Annotated in this window: 14 protein-coding genes and 1 tRNA gene; 10 read left to right on the forward strand and 5 right to left on the reverse strand. The window is 63.8% G+C overall.

Annotation, left to right across the window (positions count from 1 at the left end; translation table 11 throughout):
- Window positions 1–17 precede the first annotated feature (17 nt).
- The 4 genes from HZZ16_RS07850 to HZZ16_RS07865 all read left to right on the forward strand — a co-directional run bounded on the left by HZZ16_RS07850 (window position 18) and on the right by HZZ16_RS07865 (window position 4,766).
- Window positions 18–1,112: a lysylphosphatidylglycerol synthase transmembrane domain-containing protein gene (locus tag HZZ16_RS07850; protein WP_246510004.1), complete on the forward strand. Its 1,095-nt coding sequence runs from the start codon at window positions 18–20 to the stop codon at window positions 1,110–1,112.
- 189 nt (window positions 1,113–1,301) lie between these two features.
- The gene (locus HZZ16_RS07855) at window positions 1,302–2,507 is read left to right on the forward strand and encodes a class I SAM-dependent methyltransferase (protein ID WP_197947908.1); all 1,206 of its coding nucleotides are present in this window, start codon (window positions 1,302–1,304) and stop codon (window positions 2,505–2,507) included.
- A 9-nt stretch (window positions 2,508–2,516) separates the two neighbouring features.
- Entirely contained in the window at window positions 2,517–3,722 is a 1,206-nt protein-coding gene (locus tag HZZ16_RS07860) for a class I SAM-dependent methyltransferase (RefSeq protein WP_197947909.1), read from the forward strand.
- Window positions 3,723–3,725: 3 nt separating this feature from the next.
- Window positions 3,726–4,766, forward strand: a complete 1,041-nt coding sequence (locus HZZ16_RS07865) for a Gfo/Idh/MocA family protein (RefSeq protein ID WP_197947910.1) — start codon at window positions 3,726–3,728, stop codon at window positions 4,764–4,766.
- Here the strand turns inward: HZZ16_RS07865 and HZZ16_RS07870 are convergent.
- Complete coding sequence (locus tag HZZ16_RS07870; RefSeq protein ID WP_197947911.1) at window positions 4,750–6,444, reverse strand: hypothetical protein; 1,695 nt, start codon at window positions 6,442–6,444, stop codon at window positions 4,750–4,752. The two genes, HZZ16_RS07865 and HZZ16_RS07870, sit on opposite strands and share 17 nt — an antisense overlap.
- A gap of 132 nt (window positions 6,445–6,576) precedes the next feature.
- Here HZZ16_RS07870 and HZZ16_RS07875 point away from each other — a divergent pair, with 132 nt between their 5' ends.
- From HZZ16_RS07875 to HZZ16_RS07885, 3 genes are all read left to right on the forward strand, one after another.
- Complete coding sequence (locus HZZ16_RS07875; protein WP_197947912.1) at window positions 6,577–7,083, forward strand: hypothetical protein; 507 nt, start codon at window positions 6,577–6,579, stop codon at window positions 7,081–7,083.
- 8 nt (window positions 7,084–7,091) lie between these two features.
- Complete coding sequence (locus tag HZZ16_RS07880) at window positions 7,092–7,598, forward strand: hypothetical protein (protein ID WP_197947913.1); 507 nt, start codon at window positions 7,092–7,094, stop codon at window positions 7,596–7,598.
- Window positions 7,599–7,738: 140 nt separating this feature from the next.
- Window positions 7,739–8,494, forward strand: coding sequence for a glycosyltransferase family 2 protein (locus HZZ16_RS07885; protein ID WP_197947914.1), 756 nt, complete (start codon window positions 7,739–7,741; stop codon window positions 8,492–8,494).
- A gap of 98 nt (window positions 8,495–8,592) precedes the next feature.
- On the opposite strand, the gene HZZ16_RS07890 is transcribed toward HZZ16_RS07885, so the two are convergent.
- A tRNA-Trp gene (locus tag HZZ16_RS07890) sits at window positions 8,593–8,668 on the reverse strand.
- Between the two features lie 148 nt (window positions 8,669–8,816).
- On the opposite strand from HZZ16_RS07890, the gene HZZ16_RS07895 reads away from it, so the two are divergent.
- Window positions 8,817–10,052 carry a serine hydrolase domain-containing protein gene (locus tag HZZ16_RS07895; protein ID WP_197947915.1) on the forward strand — a complete coding sequence of 412 codons (1,236 nt, stop codon included), beginning with the start codon at window positions 8,817–8,819 and terminating at the stop codon, window positions 10,050–10,052.
- A 113-nt stretch (window positions 10,053–10,165) separates the two neighbouring features.
- Here the strand turns inward: HZZ16_RS07895 and HZZ16_RS07900 are convergent, their stop codons facing one another.
- Together HZZ16_RS07900 and HZZ16_RS07905 are read right to left on the reverse strand one after the other, a co-directional pair.
- Window positions 10,166–10,933, reverse strand: coding sequence for an SDR family NAD(P)-dependent oxidoreductase (locus HZZ16_RS07900; protein ID WP_197947916.1), 768 nt, complete (start codon window positions 10,931–10,933; stop codon window positions 10,166–10,168).
- Between the two features lie 33 nt (window positions 10,934–10,966).
- The gene (locus HZZ16_RS07905) at window positions 10,967–11,665 is read right to left on the reverse strand and encodes a histidine phosphatase family protein (protein WP_197947917.1); all 699 of its coding nucleotides are present in this window, start codon (window positions 11,663–11,665) and stop codon (window positions 10,967–10,969) included.
- A gap of 133 nt (window positions 11,666–11,798) precedes the next feature.
- Here HZZ16_RS07905 and HZZ16_RS07910 point away from each other — a divergent pair, with 133 nt between their 5' ends.
- Window positions 11,799–12,584 (forward strand): SDR family NAD(P)-dependent oxidoreductase, encoded by a 786-nt coding sequence (locus HZZ16_RS07910; RefSeq protein WP_197947918.1) that lies wholly within the window; start codon window positions 11,799–11,801, stop codon window positions 12,582–12,584.
- A gap of 1,133 nt (window positions 12,585–13,717) precedes the next feature.
- Window positions 13,718–14,896 carry an acetylornithine deacetylase gene (argE, locus tag HZZ16_RS07915; RefSeq protein WP_197947919.1) on the forward strand — a complete coding sequence of 393 codons (1,179 nt, stop codon included), beginning with the start codon at window positions 13,718–13,720 and terminating at the stop codon, window positions 14,894–14,896.
- Between the two features lie 123 nt (window positions 14,897–15,019).
- On the opposite strand, the gene HZZ16_RS07920 is transcribed toward argE, so the two are convergent.
- Entirely contained in the window at window positions 15,020–15,646 is a 627-nt protein-coding gene (locus tag HZZ16_RS07920; RefSeq protein ID WP_197947920.1) for a LysE family translocator, read from the reverse strand.
- Window positions 15,647–15,756: the final 110 nt, after the last annotated feature.

Raw genomic sequence — 15,756 nt, forward strand, 5'->3', positions numbered from 1 at the left:
GGTGCCACGGATCACAATTGCCCTCACCGGGCCAGCCGCATCCAGCCGATGCGCAGAGCCGGCGAGAACTGGCTGCTGACGCATGGAACGGGCTGATGCTTCTTGGCAAGAAGACGATCATTGTCCTGACCAAGTTCATGGTCTCCGCCGGCATCATCATTCTGATCGCACGCGACCTGGATCTTTCGTCACTCAAGGCCGACCTGCTCGCCGTCAAATTACACATGCTCGCACTGGCGATGTTGCTGCTATTCGCGCAGACGTTCGCCCTGTGCAGCCGCTGGATTCTGATCCTCCGCGCAATCGGCGTGTGTCTGGATTGGGTGGCCGGGTGGCGCATCGTTCTTGCCAGTGCCTGGTTCAACCAGGTGTTGCCCTCCGGCGGCGAAGCAGTCCGTATATGGATGTTGCGGCGGCAGGGAATAAAGTGGTCGCAGACCCTGAGCAGCATTGTCGCAGATCGGTTTATCGGCCTTCTGACGCTAGGCTTCCTCATTTCGGTGGGAATGCCGATCTTGGTCTCGCGTATCCAAGACCATGTCTTGCTGTTCGCCGTCGCAGCGATTGTCGCTACCGCTTATTTCGGCGTAATTGTCCTCGTGACGTTGAATCGGTTGTCGGCCCGGATGACTGCAGCTATTCCCGTCAGGATCATGCAGTTCGCGGCCCTTCTCGAGGCTCCTCTGCTCGCGCGAACAGGACGTAAAGCATTGTTCAGTTCGGCTATTGTCGTTCATCTTCTCACCGTCACGGCTTGTTACGTCCTCGCGCTTGGGCTGGAAGCCGGGTTGTCCGCTCTTGACGCCTTCGTCCTCGTGCCGCTGGTGATTATGGCGGCCGCCGTCCCGCTTTCCATCGGAGGATGGGGCATTCGCGAGGGAGCGATGGTCGGTGCGCTCGGGCTCGTTGGCATCGCATCCGACAAGGCGCTCGCGATCTCGATCTTGCTTGGACTCGGCAATCTCGTCGTCGGCGTCATCGGCGGTGCTGTGTGGCTCCTTGCGCCCGAGCGTGCGACTTACGGGGCCGAAAGGGCTGATGCTGCTGCACCGCTCCATCAACATCATTACGCGAATCTGGATGAGGTGCGCCGTACGGAACTGCCGCGGTAGCCGGACGAGGCAGATGCCGTTGACCTAAGGCGACCGCGCTTTGGCGCGACGTTGTTCCGGCCGCTGGTCGCACTGGGACAGGGCAACTTAGGAATTGTGGCGCGGGCTGAGCCACTATATAGGCTTCAGCTAGCTTGAGTTTTCATCCGGGGGCTGTGTCCCCACGTTGTCCTGCAAAGAGCCAGACCAGTGACCGACCATTGCCGCCTTTGCCATTCGACCAACCTCCGACCGGTCATCGACCTCGGGATGATGCCGATTGCGCATCGGCTTCGGCACAGCCGAAACGAGCAGGAGGAACGCTATCCGTTCGAGGTGCTGGCGTGCGGCGAATGTGGCCTGCCGCAGATCGTCAAGCCGATCGATCCAGACATCCTGTATCGCCAGTTCAACTACAATTTCAGCAGCTGGAAGCCGGAGCCGCACCAGGTCGACGAGCTCGACACCATCGCGAAATTCTCGAAGCATCAGTCCGTGTTCGAGATCGGATGCAACGACGGCCTGTTCATGGACAGACTGCGCGAGCGCGGCGCGAAGGTCCTGGTGGGCGTGGAGCCCAACCCCGTGTCGGGCAAGATCGCCCGCGAGCGCGGCATCAAGGTCTATTCCGACATGATCAGCCCGGCGCTCTGCCACGACGCCGTCGCCCAGGCCGGCAAGTTCGACCTCGTCGTCTCGCGTCAGGTGCTGGAGCACATCGTGGATTTCGAGAACTTCTTCGACTGCGTGAAGATCGCGCTCAGCGACGAAGGGCTGCTGTTCATCGACGTGCCCGACTTTGATCCCGGTTCGACGGCCGGAGACCTCTCCGTGCTGTGGGAGGAGCACGTCAGCTACTTCACCGAGCCGACCCTGCTCGCGCTCTTGGCCCGCCACGGCTTCGAGGCGGTCTCGGTGAAGAAATACAATTTCAGCGGCGGCAGCCTCGCGATCGCCGCTCGTCGTGCAACCCGTGACGTGACGCCGCCGCCTCCGCCCTCCGGCGTCGGTGAGAAATTCGGCCAGCGCGCAAGGGAGTACGGCGCGCGCCTGCGGCCGATCCTCGCCAAGGCCCGAGCGAGCGGCGCCGAGATCGCCATCTACGGCGCGGGCTGCCGCGCCTGCACCTTCACCAACGCGCATGAACTGGCGGATCTCGTCGACCTTTCGGTCGACGACCAGAAGGAGCGTCAGGGGCTGTTCCTGCCCGGCACCGGCATACCGATCCGTTCGCCGGACGAGCTCGCCGGCAAGTCGGAGCCGCTCGTCTGCCTTCTCGCCGTGAACCAGGAAAACGAAGTCAAGGTCAGCATCCGGCTGCGCGAGAACGTGAAGCGGCCGCTGCACATCGTTTCGATTTTCGCGCCCTCCGACATCTGGAGCGAGCTCGACCGGCTCGAGGCGGCCTTGGGTTAGGGACGTGGCATGGCTGACGAGAAGCTCTTCAATTACTACGAACGTCAGGACGTCCTACCAACGTTCGGGAATTTCAAATCGGCCGCCGAACTCGATGCATATGCCAGCCAGCGGCGCGAGCTGTTTTCAGACAAGCTTGTGCTGCCGCCGCGGCTATTCCGCGATGCGGAGGTGCTCGAATTCGGTCCTGATTCCGGTGAAAACGCGCTGGTGTTTGCCGGCTGGGGCGCCAATATGACGCTCGCCGAACCGAACCGGCATGCGCATCCGAAAATTAAGGCCTATTTCGCTCATTTTAGCCTGACCGAGCGCCTGCGCGAACTCGCGTTGGCCGATGTGGAGGGATTTCGCAGCGATCGCCGCTACGACATCATTGATGCCGAAGGTTTCATCTACACCGTGCAGCCGACTGAAAATTGGCTCGGCGTCTTCCACCGGCTGCTCAATCCGGACGGTTTCGCCGTCGTGTCCTATTACGAGCGCTACGGCGGCTTCTTCGAGCTCGCGCTCAAGGCAATCCATGCAGCCGGCAAGGCCTTGTCAGGCCGTCCTGCACTCGAAACCGCGAAGACGCTTTTCGACGCAAAATGGAACAGCATTCCGCACACCCGCAGCTTCGAATCCTGGCTGATGGACGTGCTCGAAAATCCCTTCGTCCGGCATCGGTACTTCCTCGATGCAGCCGCATTGTGCACGGCAGCGCATGAACAGGGATTCGACATCCATTCGGCGTGGCCAGCCTATCGCGACAGCCTGGACGTCTACTGGCACAAGAAGGTTCTCTCCGCCGACGAGAAGCTGCGGCGTGCGGCGCGCCATCTCGACCGCAGCCGCCTCAGCTTCCTCGGCGGACGCAAGCTCTACCTGGTCGGCAAGGCCGATGCCGTGGCGGCGATTTCGGCATCGATCGAGACGCTGGTTCTCGACGTCGACGCGATGATCGACGCCCCCTACGGCGAGAGCCTGCCGCGCGTGATCGCGAGCCTTGCGTCCTTACGCGAGGCGATCCAAGCGACGGACATTCTCGCGGACGATGCTTGCGACATCGAAACGATCGTTGCGACGCTCGACAGTTTCCACCGTATCTTTGGCGCGATCGGGCGACGCGATGCGTCCGCGGTCACGGCCCTGACCCAGACAGATCCGGCGTTCATCAGCACCTGGGGACAGCCGGCGCATTTCCTCGTCATCCGGAAGCGCTTCAAGGGATCATAGCCAGTGAGGCCAGGCATTGGCATCATCGGGACAGGCATGGTCGGCCAGATGTGCCACCTCGCCAATTTCGCTGCCAATCCGGCCTGCCGCGTCGTCGCGATCGCCGATCTCCGGCCGGATCTCGCTGCCGCCGCAGCGCAGAAGTTCGGCATCTCGCAGGTCTACAGCACGCATCGGGAGCTGCTCGCGGACGCTGCGGTCTCCGCCGTGGTCGTCGTGACGAAGCGGCGAGCCACCGGTCCGATCGTCCTTGACGCGCTGAACAGCGGTCGCCACGTGCTGTCGGAGAAACCGATGGCCTACACGACGGCTCAGGCGACGATTCTGGTCGAAGCGGCGCGGCAGCGAAACCTCGTCTACAGCATTGGCTACATGAAGCGTCACGATGCCGGTGTGGCGCGCGCGCTCGAGCTGCTGACGCGCTTGCGCAACGACCGATCGCTCGGAGGCGTGGTCCGCGCCAAGGCCTGGTGCTTCGGCGGCGACACCGGCCGGTCGCGCGACAATTTCGTCATGACCGGCGAACCACGGCCGGACGGGATCGAACTCTGGCACGACGGTCCCGACTGGATGCCGAGCGCGATGCGGGCCGGCTACGATAACTTTCTGAACGTCTTCAGCCATATCATCAACCTGGCGCGCTACCTGCTCGGATCATCGCCAACGGTCGCCGACAGCTCCGTCGAAACTTCGGGAGCCGCGCGCATCACCCTCGACTTCGATGGCATCGCTTGTACGCTGGATCTCGTGAACGGGTCCGGCGGAGCCTGGCGCGAGGGACTGACGATCGATTTCGAGCGCGGGGCGGTGACCTTGAAATTGCCTCCGCCCTTTGCCGAGCAAGAGGCGGAGGTCATCGTCGAGCACGATGGTCAAAGCACGCATCTGACGGGTGAAGAGAGCTGGGCATTTCGGCGCCAGGCCGACGCCTTCGTTTCCGATATCGCCGACGGACGCACACCCCTGGCCTCCGGCGAGGACTCGATGACCGACATCGCGCTTGCAGAGGCGGTCTGGAAGCGGCGGGCTAGCGGCCAGGCGTGACGCTCTTGCTTGCGCCGTCCAGCGGCAGAAGGCCGGCGATCGGGCCGAGCTTGATCGTGACCTCTGCAAGTTGGGCCAATAATTCGGCAACATCGCAGCGCGCCAGCAACCGACACGCGTAGTACTTCCGCACCAAAACGTGATTCGGCGCGGCCCCCGGCCCCGGCTGCAGCGAGATCGTTGCCTGCGGCCCCGTCGGATCGAAATGATGGAACGCGCTTCCCGGAGCCCTCCGCGCCTCGTCCATCCTTCGGAGGACGTCGGGCCGCTCGGCACGCAGCGCAAATCCGAAGAATGGCTGATTGCCCCAGGCAAGGCGGAGCACGCCGGTGACCTCGGCGAGACCGAACGGTACATGGCGTGACGGATAGTCGAAAAAGCCGTCATCGAGCGCGTAAACCGTCGCCGCCGGCTGGACCCGGCCGGCAAGGTCCCGTGCCAGCGCCTGCTGCTTCAGGGTTCTCGCCTGCATGAAGACGTAGTCGCTCCACAGCATGCCGATCGACACGATCAGGCCTGCCCCGAATATCGCCGCAAAAGCGGCGCCGGGGTGGGTCCAGCGCTCGGCCAGTCGCTTGAAGGCCAGTAGTGTCAGCGCGAGCGGCACGCCGAGCATCAGCAGGTGACGGCTTTCATAGAAATGCGTGGAAGACGGCCGCAGGCCGGCGATCAGATAGGGCGACGACAATGCGAGGAATAAGACCACGGCGAGTGCGAGCGGCGTGGTGATCGCGCTTCTGGACGCGGTCGACTTCGTGTCCGGACGCAGCAGCAACAATACAATGCCGACGAGGACCGCGGCCGCGATGAAGAGCGCTGGGACCTGAATCGCGGCGCGGATCGCGTGGGCCAGGACATCCCTGTAGCCGGTGAGGAAAAACGCCGACCACCCCCGTACCAACTCGCCGAGCGTCGGGAAATGGGCGTTATAGTGCTGTGCGTACACACCGATCCGCTTGAACCCGATATTGAGCGTGCCCCAATAGACCAGCGGAAGCACCACCAATTCCGGATAGCGCAGGACACAGCGCCAGGCTGCGAACCATGTCCGGCGAACGAAGCCATGCGCCGCGTCTCCGCTCCGCCATATCGCAACGAACAGGCCGAACATCACGATGGCATACAGCACGATCGTCGAGTTGAGCGCGAAGCTCAGCAGGAACACCAGCGACGCGAGCACACGAAGCAGCATGCGCCGCAGGCCGACGGCGCTGAAGGCGAGCGTCAACAGCCATGCACCGACGAACAACAGTCCGAAGCTGAAGACGTAAACCGCGTTGGCCTTGCCTGCCCAAAGCTGGTAGCCGGGATAGGTCCAGACGATCAGGGCGAAGCCGACCGCCTCGGCGCGGTCGAGCAGATCAAGCCGTGTCGCCGTCGACATCAGACACACTGCGCCGAAGACGATTCCGGCCAGCGCCAGGGATACCATCGCGACGACCGGGACGCCGGTCCAGTTGGCGAACGTGTCGTAGCTGTAGAAGATCGGATGGCCGGCGCCATTCAGCAGGAAATCGATGTCGACGAAATAGTCCGGACGCGGCTTGAGGACCAGCCAGTCGTCCATGAACAGGCCGTCATTGAGGAGCATCGGCGCATGCGCAAACAGCAGCACGACGATCAGGATGGTTATGGCGCGCAGCGACGGGGACAAGCTCGGAGGGGAAAGAGAGGACATCGTCGGCGAGGATTCGCACGCCCACGTGGCGACCGCAAGGCCAGGGCGCCGGGGCTCCCTTGACCGCAAAAATGCGACCTCCTATAGACTGCCACTCTGGCTGGGCCTGAGAACGTCCGGGACTTTTTCACAATGAACATGCTACCGGGCCCAGCGCAAGCCGCTGCGATTGGTCTCAGCATCGCCTTTCCATTGCTGTTGCTGTGTTACGCGCACATCCCCGCCACTGGCGGATCCGGCCGCCGCTTCCGGCTGGGCTGCATCAGCATCGTCGTGCTCTACGCGGTTGCCTGTATCGCGCTTCCAGGACAACGGCAGTTCGATGACGTGCTTGGCGGTCTCCTGCTGTTGGGGACAGCGATGATGTTTTGCTACATCCTGTTCAGCTTGCTGGCCTGGGGCTTTACGCTGACGCTGCTCACGGCCCTGGTGCAGGCCAAACATCCCCTCACCCTGGAGCAATGGGCCGAGGCGTACATGCAGGGCGGAGATCTCGGCACGTTCACGCACAACCGCCTGAAGCTTCTGGTCGGCACCGGGATGGTGATCACGGCAGGCGGCAGGCTGGCCCCGACGGCCACGGGGGTAGCGGTCGCGCATCTCGCCAAGCTCATTCGTTTGTCGACGGGCCTTGGGTGAGTGGCACGATGTCGTTCGCCGTCGGACTCGTCGCCGTTGCCGTTTTCGCCCTGCTCGCACCCACCTTGCAGATCATGGCCCGCGCTCGCGCATGGCCGCTCGGACCCGTCACCCTGCTCGCGATCGCCGCGCTCGTTTCGCATGGTCTCGGCGTGGCGCTCGGAATCGTCTCGGTACCGCAATTTCGATATTGGGACGCCGCATCGATTTTCGCATTTTGCGTCATGGCGTACGTTTTCGCCTTCGGAGCAGTGTACAAATCTGTGTCCCTGGAGATCCTGCTCGGCATCGTCGAGCGCACCGGTCGGACGGCGCCGCTTTCCGAGATCATGGAAAGACAGGTTCCAGGTTTGTTCCAGGGACGAATTAGCATTCTGGTCGATCGCGGCCTGGTCGAACGGGCCAATTCAGGCTTCGTAGCGACCGCGGCGGGCCGGAACCTGGCAGGCCGCGTCGGTCGACTGCGCCGCGCCTTCGGCATCGGCGACACCAGCCTCTATGATTTTTCCAACTAGTTGCGCGGAACACACACATGGTCGGTTTCGTGCCGGTTGTGTGGACCATATCGGCGAGCCGCATTGTTCGCCCCGCGCAGATGACCTAGAATCGCCCTGATGGTCCACCAGTAACGAGTGGCCGGCAACGGCGGCATCAAATGACACCTTCCAGGGCGGCAAAAAGGCTTACGATCGTCATTCCTGCTCTGAACGAGCAGGACAAGATCGCCGACACGATCGACGGCGTGCTGCCGCTCGCCCGCGATCTGCTCGACGATTTTGAGATCTTCCTGATCGACGACGGCAGCACCGACGCCACCGGTGCGATCATGGATGAGTTCGCAGCCGGCGAGCCGCGCGTCATCGTGCATCACAATGCGGAACGGCGGGGTGTCGGTGCCGGCTTCGAATATGCGCTGTCGCGCGCGAAATTCGATGCCATCACGCTCATCCCCGGCGATCACGCCTTCCAGAACGAAGGTATTGCCCGCATGTTCAAGGCGGTGGGCGCCGCCGACCTCGTCATTACCTATCGCGACAACCAGTCGGACCGCTCGGTCAACCGCTCGTTGCAGTCGCATTCGCTGCGGTTCATCCTGAACTGCCTGTTCGGCTTCTGGCTGTCCGACTATCACAGCATGATCGTCTATCCCGTGAAATGGCTACGCCAGATCGCGGTCAAGGCCGACGGCTACGGCTACCAGATCTGTGCGCTGATCTCGCTGCTCCAGCTCGGCCTCACCTACGTTCAGGTTCCAGTGAGCCTGAACGCGGAGCTGAAGGGCTCGTCGCGCGCGCTGCGGCTGCGCACCTATCTCGAGCTCGGCGGGACCATCCTTTCCCTGCTGCGCCGCGTTCCCATCCGCAACGTCAGCCAGATTCCCGCCGACGCGGAACGCACTCCCGCGCGCTAGGCCGCCGGCCCGCCACGAGACGTCCAGGCCAGCGGCTGCAGAGTCTGGCGGGCGCGGGACGCCTTCCCGCCGAAATCTAGTCTAAGTGATTGATTTGCTGGCAGGAGTGGCAGGGCTCGAACCTGCGACCCCCGGTTTTGGAGACCGGTGCTCTACCAATTGAGCTACACTCCTACGAACCCGCGTCGCCGCGGATCAGGGGCGCTTTCAAGCACAGAGAGCGGCCGGTTTGCAAGGGTGAACCGCGCCGGCTTCGCTTGTTTGTGCCGGGGGTTCTGGGCCACAGTCCATTGGCCATAACGAAAAACAATCGGGAGTGCCCATGACCGCTACAGCGACCGCCACAGCCGCCCCACAGGCCGCAAACGCGCCCCACACCCCGGCTTTGCCGGAAGCGCGCCCGGAGACGCTCGGGCTGTCGCGGCCGCGGCTCCAGGCCATGTCGGACGCCTTCAAGCGCGAGATCGACAAGGGAACCGTTCCCGGGGTCACGGTGCTAGTCGCGAGGGGCGGCCAAATCGGCTGGTTCGAGGCGCTCGGCAAGCAGAGCCCGGCAGGCGCGGCGCCGATGGCGCGCGATTCGATCTTCCGCATCTTCTCGATGACCAAGCCGATCGTCTCGGTAGGCATCATGGCGCTGGTCGAGGATGGCCAACTCCTGCTCAGCGATACCGTCGCAAAATTCATCCCGGAGTTTGCGAGCCAGCAGGTCGGCGTCATCAAGGACGGCAAGCTGGAGCTGGTGCCGCCGACGCGGCCCATGACCGTGCAGGACCTGCTCCGCCACACCTCCGGCCTCACCTACGAGCACCAAGGCGACGGCCCCGTGCACAAGCTCTACCAGGAGTCCCGCGTCCGCAGCCGCAAGATCACCAATGCCGAGCACGCCGCACTGGTGGCGAGCTTTCCGCTGGTCTGCCAGCCCGGCGCGGAGTTCAACTACAGCCGCTCCACCGACATCCTTGGCCGCATCATCGAAGTGGTGAGCGGCAAATCGCTCGGCACGTTCCTCACTGAGCGCGTGCTCGCGCCGCTGCAGATGGCCGAAACCGGCTTCTCGACCTCCGCGACCAATGCCGGCCGCCTCGCCGAGCCGTTCGCGGCCGACCCGTGGACCGGCGACAAGGTCGCCCTGTTCAACATGCTCGAGCAGCCGGTGATGGAGTCCGGCGGTGGCGGCCTGGTCTCGACCACGATGGACTATGCCCGCTTCTGCCTGATGCTGCGCAATGGCGGCACGCTCGACGGCAACAGGATCATCGGCCGCAAGACGCTGGAGCTGATGGCCTCAGATCACCTCGGGCCGGGCGTGCCCACCAACGGCACGCTGCTGTCGCCCGGCCATGGCTTCGGCCTCGGCTTTGCCGTGCGCCGCGAGGCCGGCATCGCGCCCTTCCCCGGCAGCGTCGGCCAGTATTTCTGGAGCGGCATTGCCGGCACGTTCTTCTGGATCGATCCGAAGGAGGATCTGTTCGTAGTGTTCATGAGCCAGGGCCCCGGCCAGCGCGACTACACGCGGACCCTGGTGCGGGATCTGGTGTACGCGGCGGTGGAGTGACCCGAAGGGTCATTCCGGGGCGGTCCGCAGGAGCGAACTATGGTGCGCAATTGCACACCTGAGAATCTCGAGATCCCGGGTTCGCGCTAAGCGCGCCCCGGGATGAGATCGCGTCAGCTGATCGTCGCGCCGCCGTCGATCACCATGGTCTGGCCGGTCATGAAGTCGCCGGCCTTCGAACCCAAGAACACCGCCGCGCCGGCGATCTCGTCGGGGATGCCGATGCGCAAGAGCGGCGAGCGCGAGGTCGAGGCTTTCAGGTTCTCCGGATTGTCCCACAGTGCCTTGGCGAAATCAGTCTTGATCAGGCCGGGCGCGATGCAGTTCACGCGAATGTTGTGCTTGCCGTACTCGCAGGCGAGATTGCGCGCGAGCTGCATGTCGGCGGCTTTCGAGATCGCGTAAGCGCCGAGGATGGTCGAGCCCTTCAGGCCGCCGATCGACGAGACGATGATGATCGAGCCATCCTTGCGCTCGATCATCTGCGGCACCACCATCGAGATCAGCCAATTGTTGGCGACGATGTTGTTGTCGAGGATCTTCCTGAACTGATCGTCGGAGATGCCGGCGAGCGGGCCGTAATACGGATTCGAGGCCGCATTGCAGACCAGCACGTCGATCTTGCCGAAGGCACGGTTGCTCTCGTCGACGAGATTTTGAAGATTTTCTTTGGACGAGATGTTGGCGGCGATCGCAACGGCGGTGCCCTTGCCGAACCTGTCATTGATGTTCTTCGCCACCTGATCGCAGACGTCGGCCTTGCGCGAGGAGATCACCACCTTGGCGCCGTGCTCGGCCATGCGCTCGGCGATTGCGAGCCCGATGCCGCGCGTCGAGCCGGTGATGACGGCGACTTTCCCCTTCATGTCGAACAAGGTCATGTTTCTCTCCCAGATTGATTTTCGTATTCAGTGTCAGGCCAGCTTCTTGACTTCCGGTCCCGCCGGCTGATGCATCGCCGCGTGCGCGGGATCCGCAATCCACGGCTGCTGATTGACCATCGGCAGCCGCCAGACCGTGCGATCGGGGCTCGCAAAATAATCCAGCCGCGTCACCGAGCAATTGTCGATGTCGAACGAAAGGCCGCGCTCCGGCTGCCCACCGAGCGCGAGCCCCACCGCCGCCCTGATGGTGCCGCCATGTGCGACTGCGATGATGTCCTGTCCGGCCGCCTCGGCGTTGATCCGCTCGATGGTGCGGCGCGTGCGGTTGTAGAGATCCATGAAGCTTTCGCCGCCGGGCGCGGGCTCGTTGATGTCGGCGAACCAGCTCGCGCCGACGGGGCGGCTGGCAATGAACTGGGCCCGGTTCATGCCTTGCCAGCGGCCGAGGTTCTGCTCGGCGAGATCCGCCTCCCGCTTCATCGATGCCGGTCTTGGAAAACCTGCGGCCCAGATCGCCTCGGCGGTCTGATGGGTGCGCGTCAGATTGCTCGAATACCAGACCGCCTGGCGTGGCAGCACCTTGGCAACAGCGTTGAACACGTAGGTATCGCTGGTGTCACAGGCGATGTCGCTCTGCCCGTAGATGTTGCCGCCGTCGTTGCGCACCGGCGCGTGCCGGACCCACCACCACCGCGTGACGACCACGTTCGGCTTGTCTGCACCTGCCATCGAAACCCTTCCATCCCGTCTGATGTCGCTGTACGTGAGTAGCGAACGTGTCTCAAGACACTTTACCGTTTGAAATCTTGTTTGAAATTCCGTCGCGCGGCAAGCGTCGCGCGCGAGCAAAAGGGAGAAACGCATGGGCCGTCTGCAAGGCAAATCCGTCATCATCACCGGCGCCGGCAGCGGCATCGGTCGCGCGGCTGCGCTGCTGTTCACCAAGGAGGGCGGCAAGCTGATTGCGGTCGATCGCACCGAGGCGGTGAAGGAGACGGTCGAGGAGATCAAGAAGGCCGGCGGTGTCGCGCAAGCGATGGTCGCCGATGCCGGCTCCGAAAAAGACGTCATCGCAATGATCGACAAGGCGGTGAAGACGCACGGCCGGCTCGACGTCATCTGGGCCAACGCCGGCCTCTCCGGCGGACTCGTTCCGCTCGCCGAGCAGACCGTCGAGCATTGGCAGGAAATCTTGCGCGTCAACCTGATCGGGCCGTTTCTCGCGGTGAAATACGCGATGCCGCACATGGTCAAGCAGCAGTCCGGCGCGATCGTGCTGACCGCCTCCGTCGCGGGTCTCAAAGCCGGCGCGAGCGGGCATCCCTATGCCGCGAGCAAGGCCGGCGTGATCAGCCTGGTGCAGACCACTGCCTATTCGCTCACCGGCACCGGTGTGCGCATCAATGCGGTCTGCCCTGGCCTGATTGAGACCGGCATGACCAAGCCGATCTTCGACCGCGCTAAGGAGCGCGGCACCGCCGACAAGATCGGCCAGCTCAACCCGCTCAAGCGGGCGGGACAGCCGCACGAGCTCGCGGCGATGGGACTGTTCCTGGCGAGCGACGAGGCCTCGTATGTGAACGGCCAGGCGTTCCCGGTCGACGGCGGCTTGACGGCATCGATGCCGTATACGGGCAAGCCGGTTTAGTTCGCAATCGTGTCCCGGACGCGACGCAGCGCGTAAGCGGTGCGGCGCAGAGCCGGGACGCAGGAGGCCACACGCTTCGCTGTGACATGGGCCCCGGCTCTGCAGCGCACCGCCGAACCGGACGATGCTTCGCATCGCCGGGAGACGCTGCGCTGCGTCCGGGGCACGAGAAGGGAGTTTTGGCGCCTGAGCCTCAACACCGTCATTGCGAGCGCAGCGAAGCAATCCAGAATCTTTCCGCAGATGCATTCCTGGATTGCTTCGCTGCGCTCACAATGACTGAGTGTGTGGTTAGCACCATCGTTCCTTCTGCTCGCATCTCAATCGCAGACACAGTTTCGCATCCTCGCGGCGCATCTCGCCCGAGCTTTGCTTGTCGCCTCACCCCCAATTGAAAGAAGGCGCAGGGAAGACCGGGAGCCGGCTGGCTCCCATCGACCGCTATGCCAAGAGCAGACTGCGTGTGCTGCGCATAGCGGGTAACAGGGCAACCGGAGACATCCCGGCCTTCCCTGCGCAGTGGTTGGAACGGCTTATGTCGTGCTCTCCCCGGGGAGCGATGCACTATTGCCCCCGTTGCCTTGCGGATGGCTGATGCGTGGGCCCGGTTGGGCCGCTCACATCACCGCAAGACTTGGCGCACAGACCCCGGGCGCCAGGACCACACGATTTTGCCGTACGCGAACCACACCCGTCGTTGGCGCGAGGTCTTCGCTCACGGTTACCCGCCCTGCGAAGCTTTTCGCACCGATGTGGTCCGCGTCCACCGCCGTCCGGCCCGCGTTCGTGACGATCGCGATACGCCCCTCTTCCTTGGGCCGGGTTGCGCGACACATACGTCATTTCCGAATTTCGGTAAAGCGGAATATTTTCGCGGGTGATCTTGACCTACGAATCGCGTGTTTTGCCCGACTGGCCACGCAAGATGTCGTGGCTACCCTCTGCGTCATTCCGGGCGCGCGAAGCGCGAACCCGGAATCCATTGTCCCGCGCGTGCTGAGGCTCGATGGATTCCGGGTTCGATGCTGCGCATCGCCCCGGAATGACGGCTGCGATGTTGATTTGCCCGACCGGGGACCATGTTGGTATGGTTCCTGCAGGCGCCTCAGCCTTCTCCCCAACAGAACATGACAATGCAGAGCACAAGACCCGACCGCATCCGCAAGCTCCTCGCCGACCTCGTCAGCTTCGACACTGTCAGCGACCGCACCAACCTGCCCCTGATTGCCCATATCGAGAGCTATCTCGCTTCGTTCGGGATCAAGGGCGAGCGCATCCTCGACGAGACCGGCGAGAAGGCTTCGCTCTGGGTCACGATCGGGCCGGAGGATCGGCCGGGCTTCGTGCTGTCGGGTCATACCGATGTGGTGCCTGTCGTGGGCCAGGACTGGAGCCATGATCCGTTCAAGCTGGTGGAGCGCGACGGCAAGCTGTACGGCCGCGGCACCACGGACATGAAGGGCTATGTGGCGGTGTGCCTCGCCATGGTGCCGGAGATGGTGGAGGCGAGACTCAAGACGCCGATTCATCTGGCGATCTCCTATGACGAGGAGATCGGCTGCGTCGGCGTGCGGCCGATGCTGCGCGAGGTCGCGAAGAAGAGAGTCCGGCCGCTCGGCGCCTTCATCGGCGAGCCGACCCAGATGCAGGTCATCGTCGGCCACAAGGGCAAGCACGGCGTGCGCGCCACGTTCCACGGGCTCGCGCGTCATTCCTCGATCGCGCCCGACGGCGTCAATGCGATCGAATATGCCGCCGAGCTGATCGTCGAGATCCGCCGCCGCGCCGTGGCGCTCGCGGCGGTGCGATCGACGGACAGCCTCTACGACGTGCCGCACTCCACGCTGCTCACCAGCATCGTGCATGGCGGCGCGGCGCTGAACATCGTGCCTGATACCTGCACCGTGGACTTCGAATGCCGCGGCATCGGCATCACCGAGTCCAAGGAGGTGACCGATGCGATCGTCGCTTGGGCCAAGGCCGAGATCGAGCCGGCGATGAAGACGAGACATCCGGACTGCGGCATCGATTTCGAGGAGATCCTCGACTACCCTGCACTCGACACCGCTGCCGACGCCGCCATCGTCACGCTGGCCAAGAGCCTCGCAGGGCGCAACGACCACGCCAAGGTCGCCTTCGGCACCGAGGCGAGCCTGTTCGCCAGCATCGCCGATATCCCCTCGGTGGTGATCGGCCCCGGCGCGATCGCGCAGGCGCATACGCCGGATGAATTCGTGGAGATGGCCGAGCTTGAGAAATGCGCGGGGTTCGTGGAGAGGCTGATCGCGCATTGTGCGAAGACGGCGTCTTAGGCGACGTTGCCGTAGGGTGGGCAAAGCGAAGCGTGCCCACCACACTTTTACCCCGATCGCGGAGAGATGGTGGGCACGACGCTGCGCGCCTTTGCCCACCCTACGAGAGTCAGCCTGGCCGCCTCACCGCTCCTGCAGGGCCAGCCGCACGCCGACAGAGCAGTAGATGGCGCCGACCACTTTGCCCTGCCACTTCACCACCGCCGGACGGCGACGCAGCAGGTTGCCGAGACGGCCGGCGCCGACGGCGAACACGACAGTGCTGAGCAGACCGAGCAGCACAAAGACGACACCGAGAATGGCAAGCTGAAGTGCGGGCGCGCCGTGCTCCGGCCTCACGAATTGCGGCAGGAACGCCAGGAAGAACAGCGCGGTCTTGGGATTGAGCACTTCGGTCAGCACGGCCTGGCGGAAGGCACGGCCCGCGCCGATCGCGGGCGCGGCGCCGTTCAACTCGACCGGGGCCCTGTCGAGCATGGCGCGAATGCCAAGATAAATCAGGAAGCCAGCGCCGGCATATTTGACGATGCTGAACAGCAGCGCCGAGGTCGCGATGATCGCCGACAGCCCGACGATGGCCATGCAGGTGTGGATGATGTCGCCCGCGGCAATTCCCGCTCCGGTCGCGATGCCTATCTTTGTGCCAGAGCTCGCCGCCCGCGCTATCGTCAGCAGCGTCGCTGGCCCGGGAATAAAGACGAAGCCGAGGACAATGAGGATGTAGGTGATGAGGGTGGTCTGGTCGATCATGCGTCCGTCTCTACCTGAACAGATGCTGGGCTCGCGACCCGCTCCCCGTCCCTGCGAGGAGCGTAGCTGCCGTAGGGTGGGCAAAGCGAAGCGTGCCCACCACTTTCACT

Source organism: Bradyrhizobium glycinis, from assembly GCF_016031655.1.
Taxonomy (GTDB): Bacteria; Pseudomonadota; Alphaproteobacteria; order Rhizobiales; family Xanthobacteraceae; genus Bradyrhizobium; species Bradyrhizobium glycinis.

Excerpts from the sequence above, each read along its gene's own strand:
- HZZ16_RS07860 (WP_197947909.1), top strand. The coding sequence starts at position 2,517 with ATGGCTGACGAGAAGCTCTTCAATTACTACGAACGTCAGGACGTCCTA.
- HZZ16_RS07870 (WP_197947911.1), bottom strand. The coding sequence starts at position 6,444 with ATGTCCTCTCTTTCCCCTCCGAGCTTGTCCCCGTCGCTGCGCGCCATA.
- HZZ16_RS07875 (WP_197947912.1), top strand. The coding sequence starts at position 6,577 with ATGAACATGCTACCGGGCCCAGCGCAAGCCGCTGCGATTGGTCTCAGC.
- HZZ16_RS07880 (WP_197947913.1), top strand. The coding sequence starts at position 7,092 with ATGTCGTTCGCCGTCGGACTCGTCGCCGTTGCCGTTTTCGCCCTGCTC.
- HZZ16_RS07885 (WP_197947914.1), top strand. The coding sequence starts at position 7,739 with ATGACACCTTCCAGGGCGGCAAAAAGGCTTACGATCGTCATTCCTGCT.
- HZZ16_RS07895 (WP_197947915.1), top strand. The coding sequence starts at position 8,817 with ATGACCGCTACAGCGACCGCCACAGCCGCCCCACAGGCCGCAAACGCG.
- HZZ16_RS07900 (WP_197947916.1), bottom strand. The coding sequence starts at position 10,933 with ATGACCTTGTTCGACATGAAGGGGAAAGTCGCCGTCATCACCGGCTCG.
- HZZ16_RS07905 (WP_197947917.1), bottom strand. The coding sequence starts at position 11,665 with ATGGCAGGTGCAGACAAGCCGAACGTGGTCGTCACGCGGTGGTGGTGG.
- HZZ16_RS07910 (WP_197947918.1), top strand. The coding sequence starts at position 11,799 with ATGGGCCGTCTGCAAGGCAAATCCGTCATCATCACCGGCGCCGGCAGC.
- argE (WP_197947919.1), top strand. The coding sequence starts at position 13,718 with ATGCAGAGCACAAGACCCGACCGCATCCGCAAGCTCCTCGCCGACCTC.
- HZZ16_RS07920 (WP_197947920.1), bottom strand. The coding sequence starts at position 15,646 with ATGATCGACCAGACCACCCTCATCACCTACATCCTCATTGTCCTCGGC.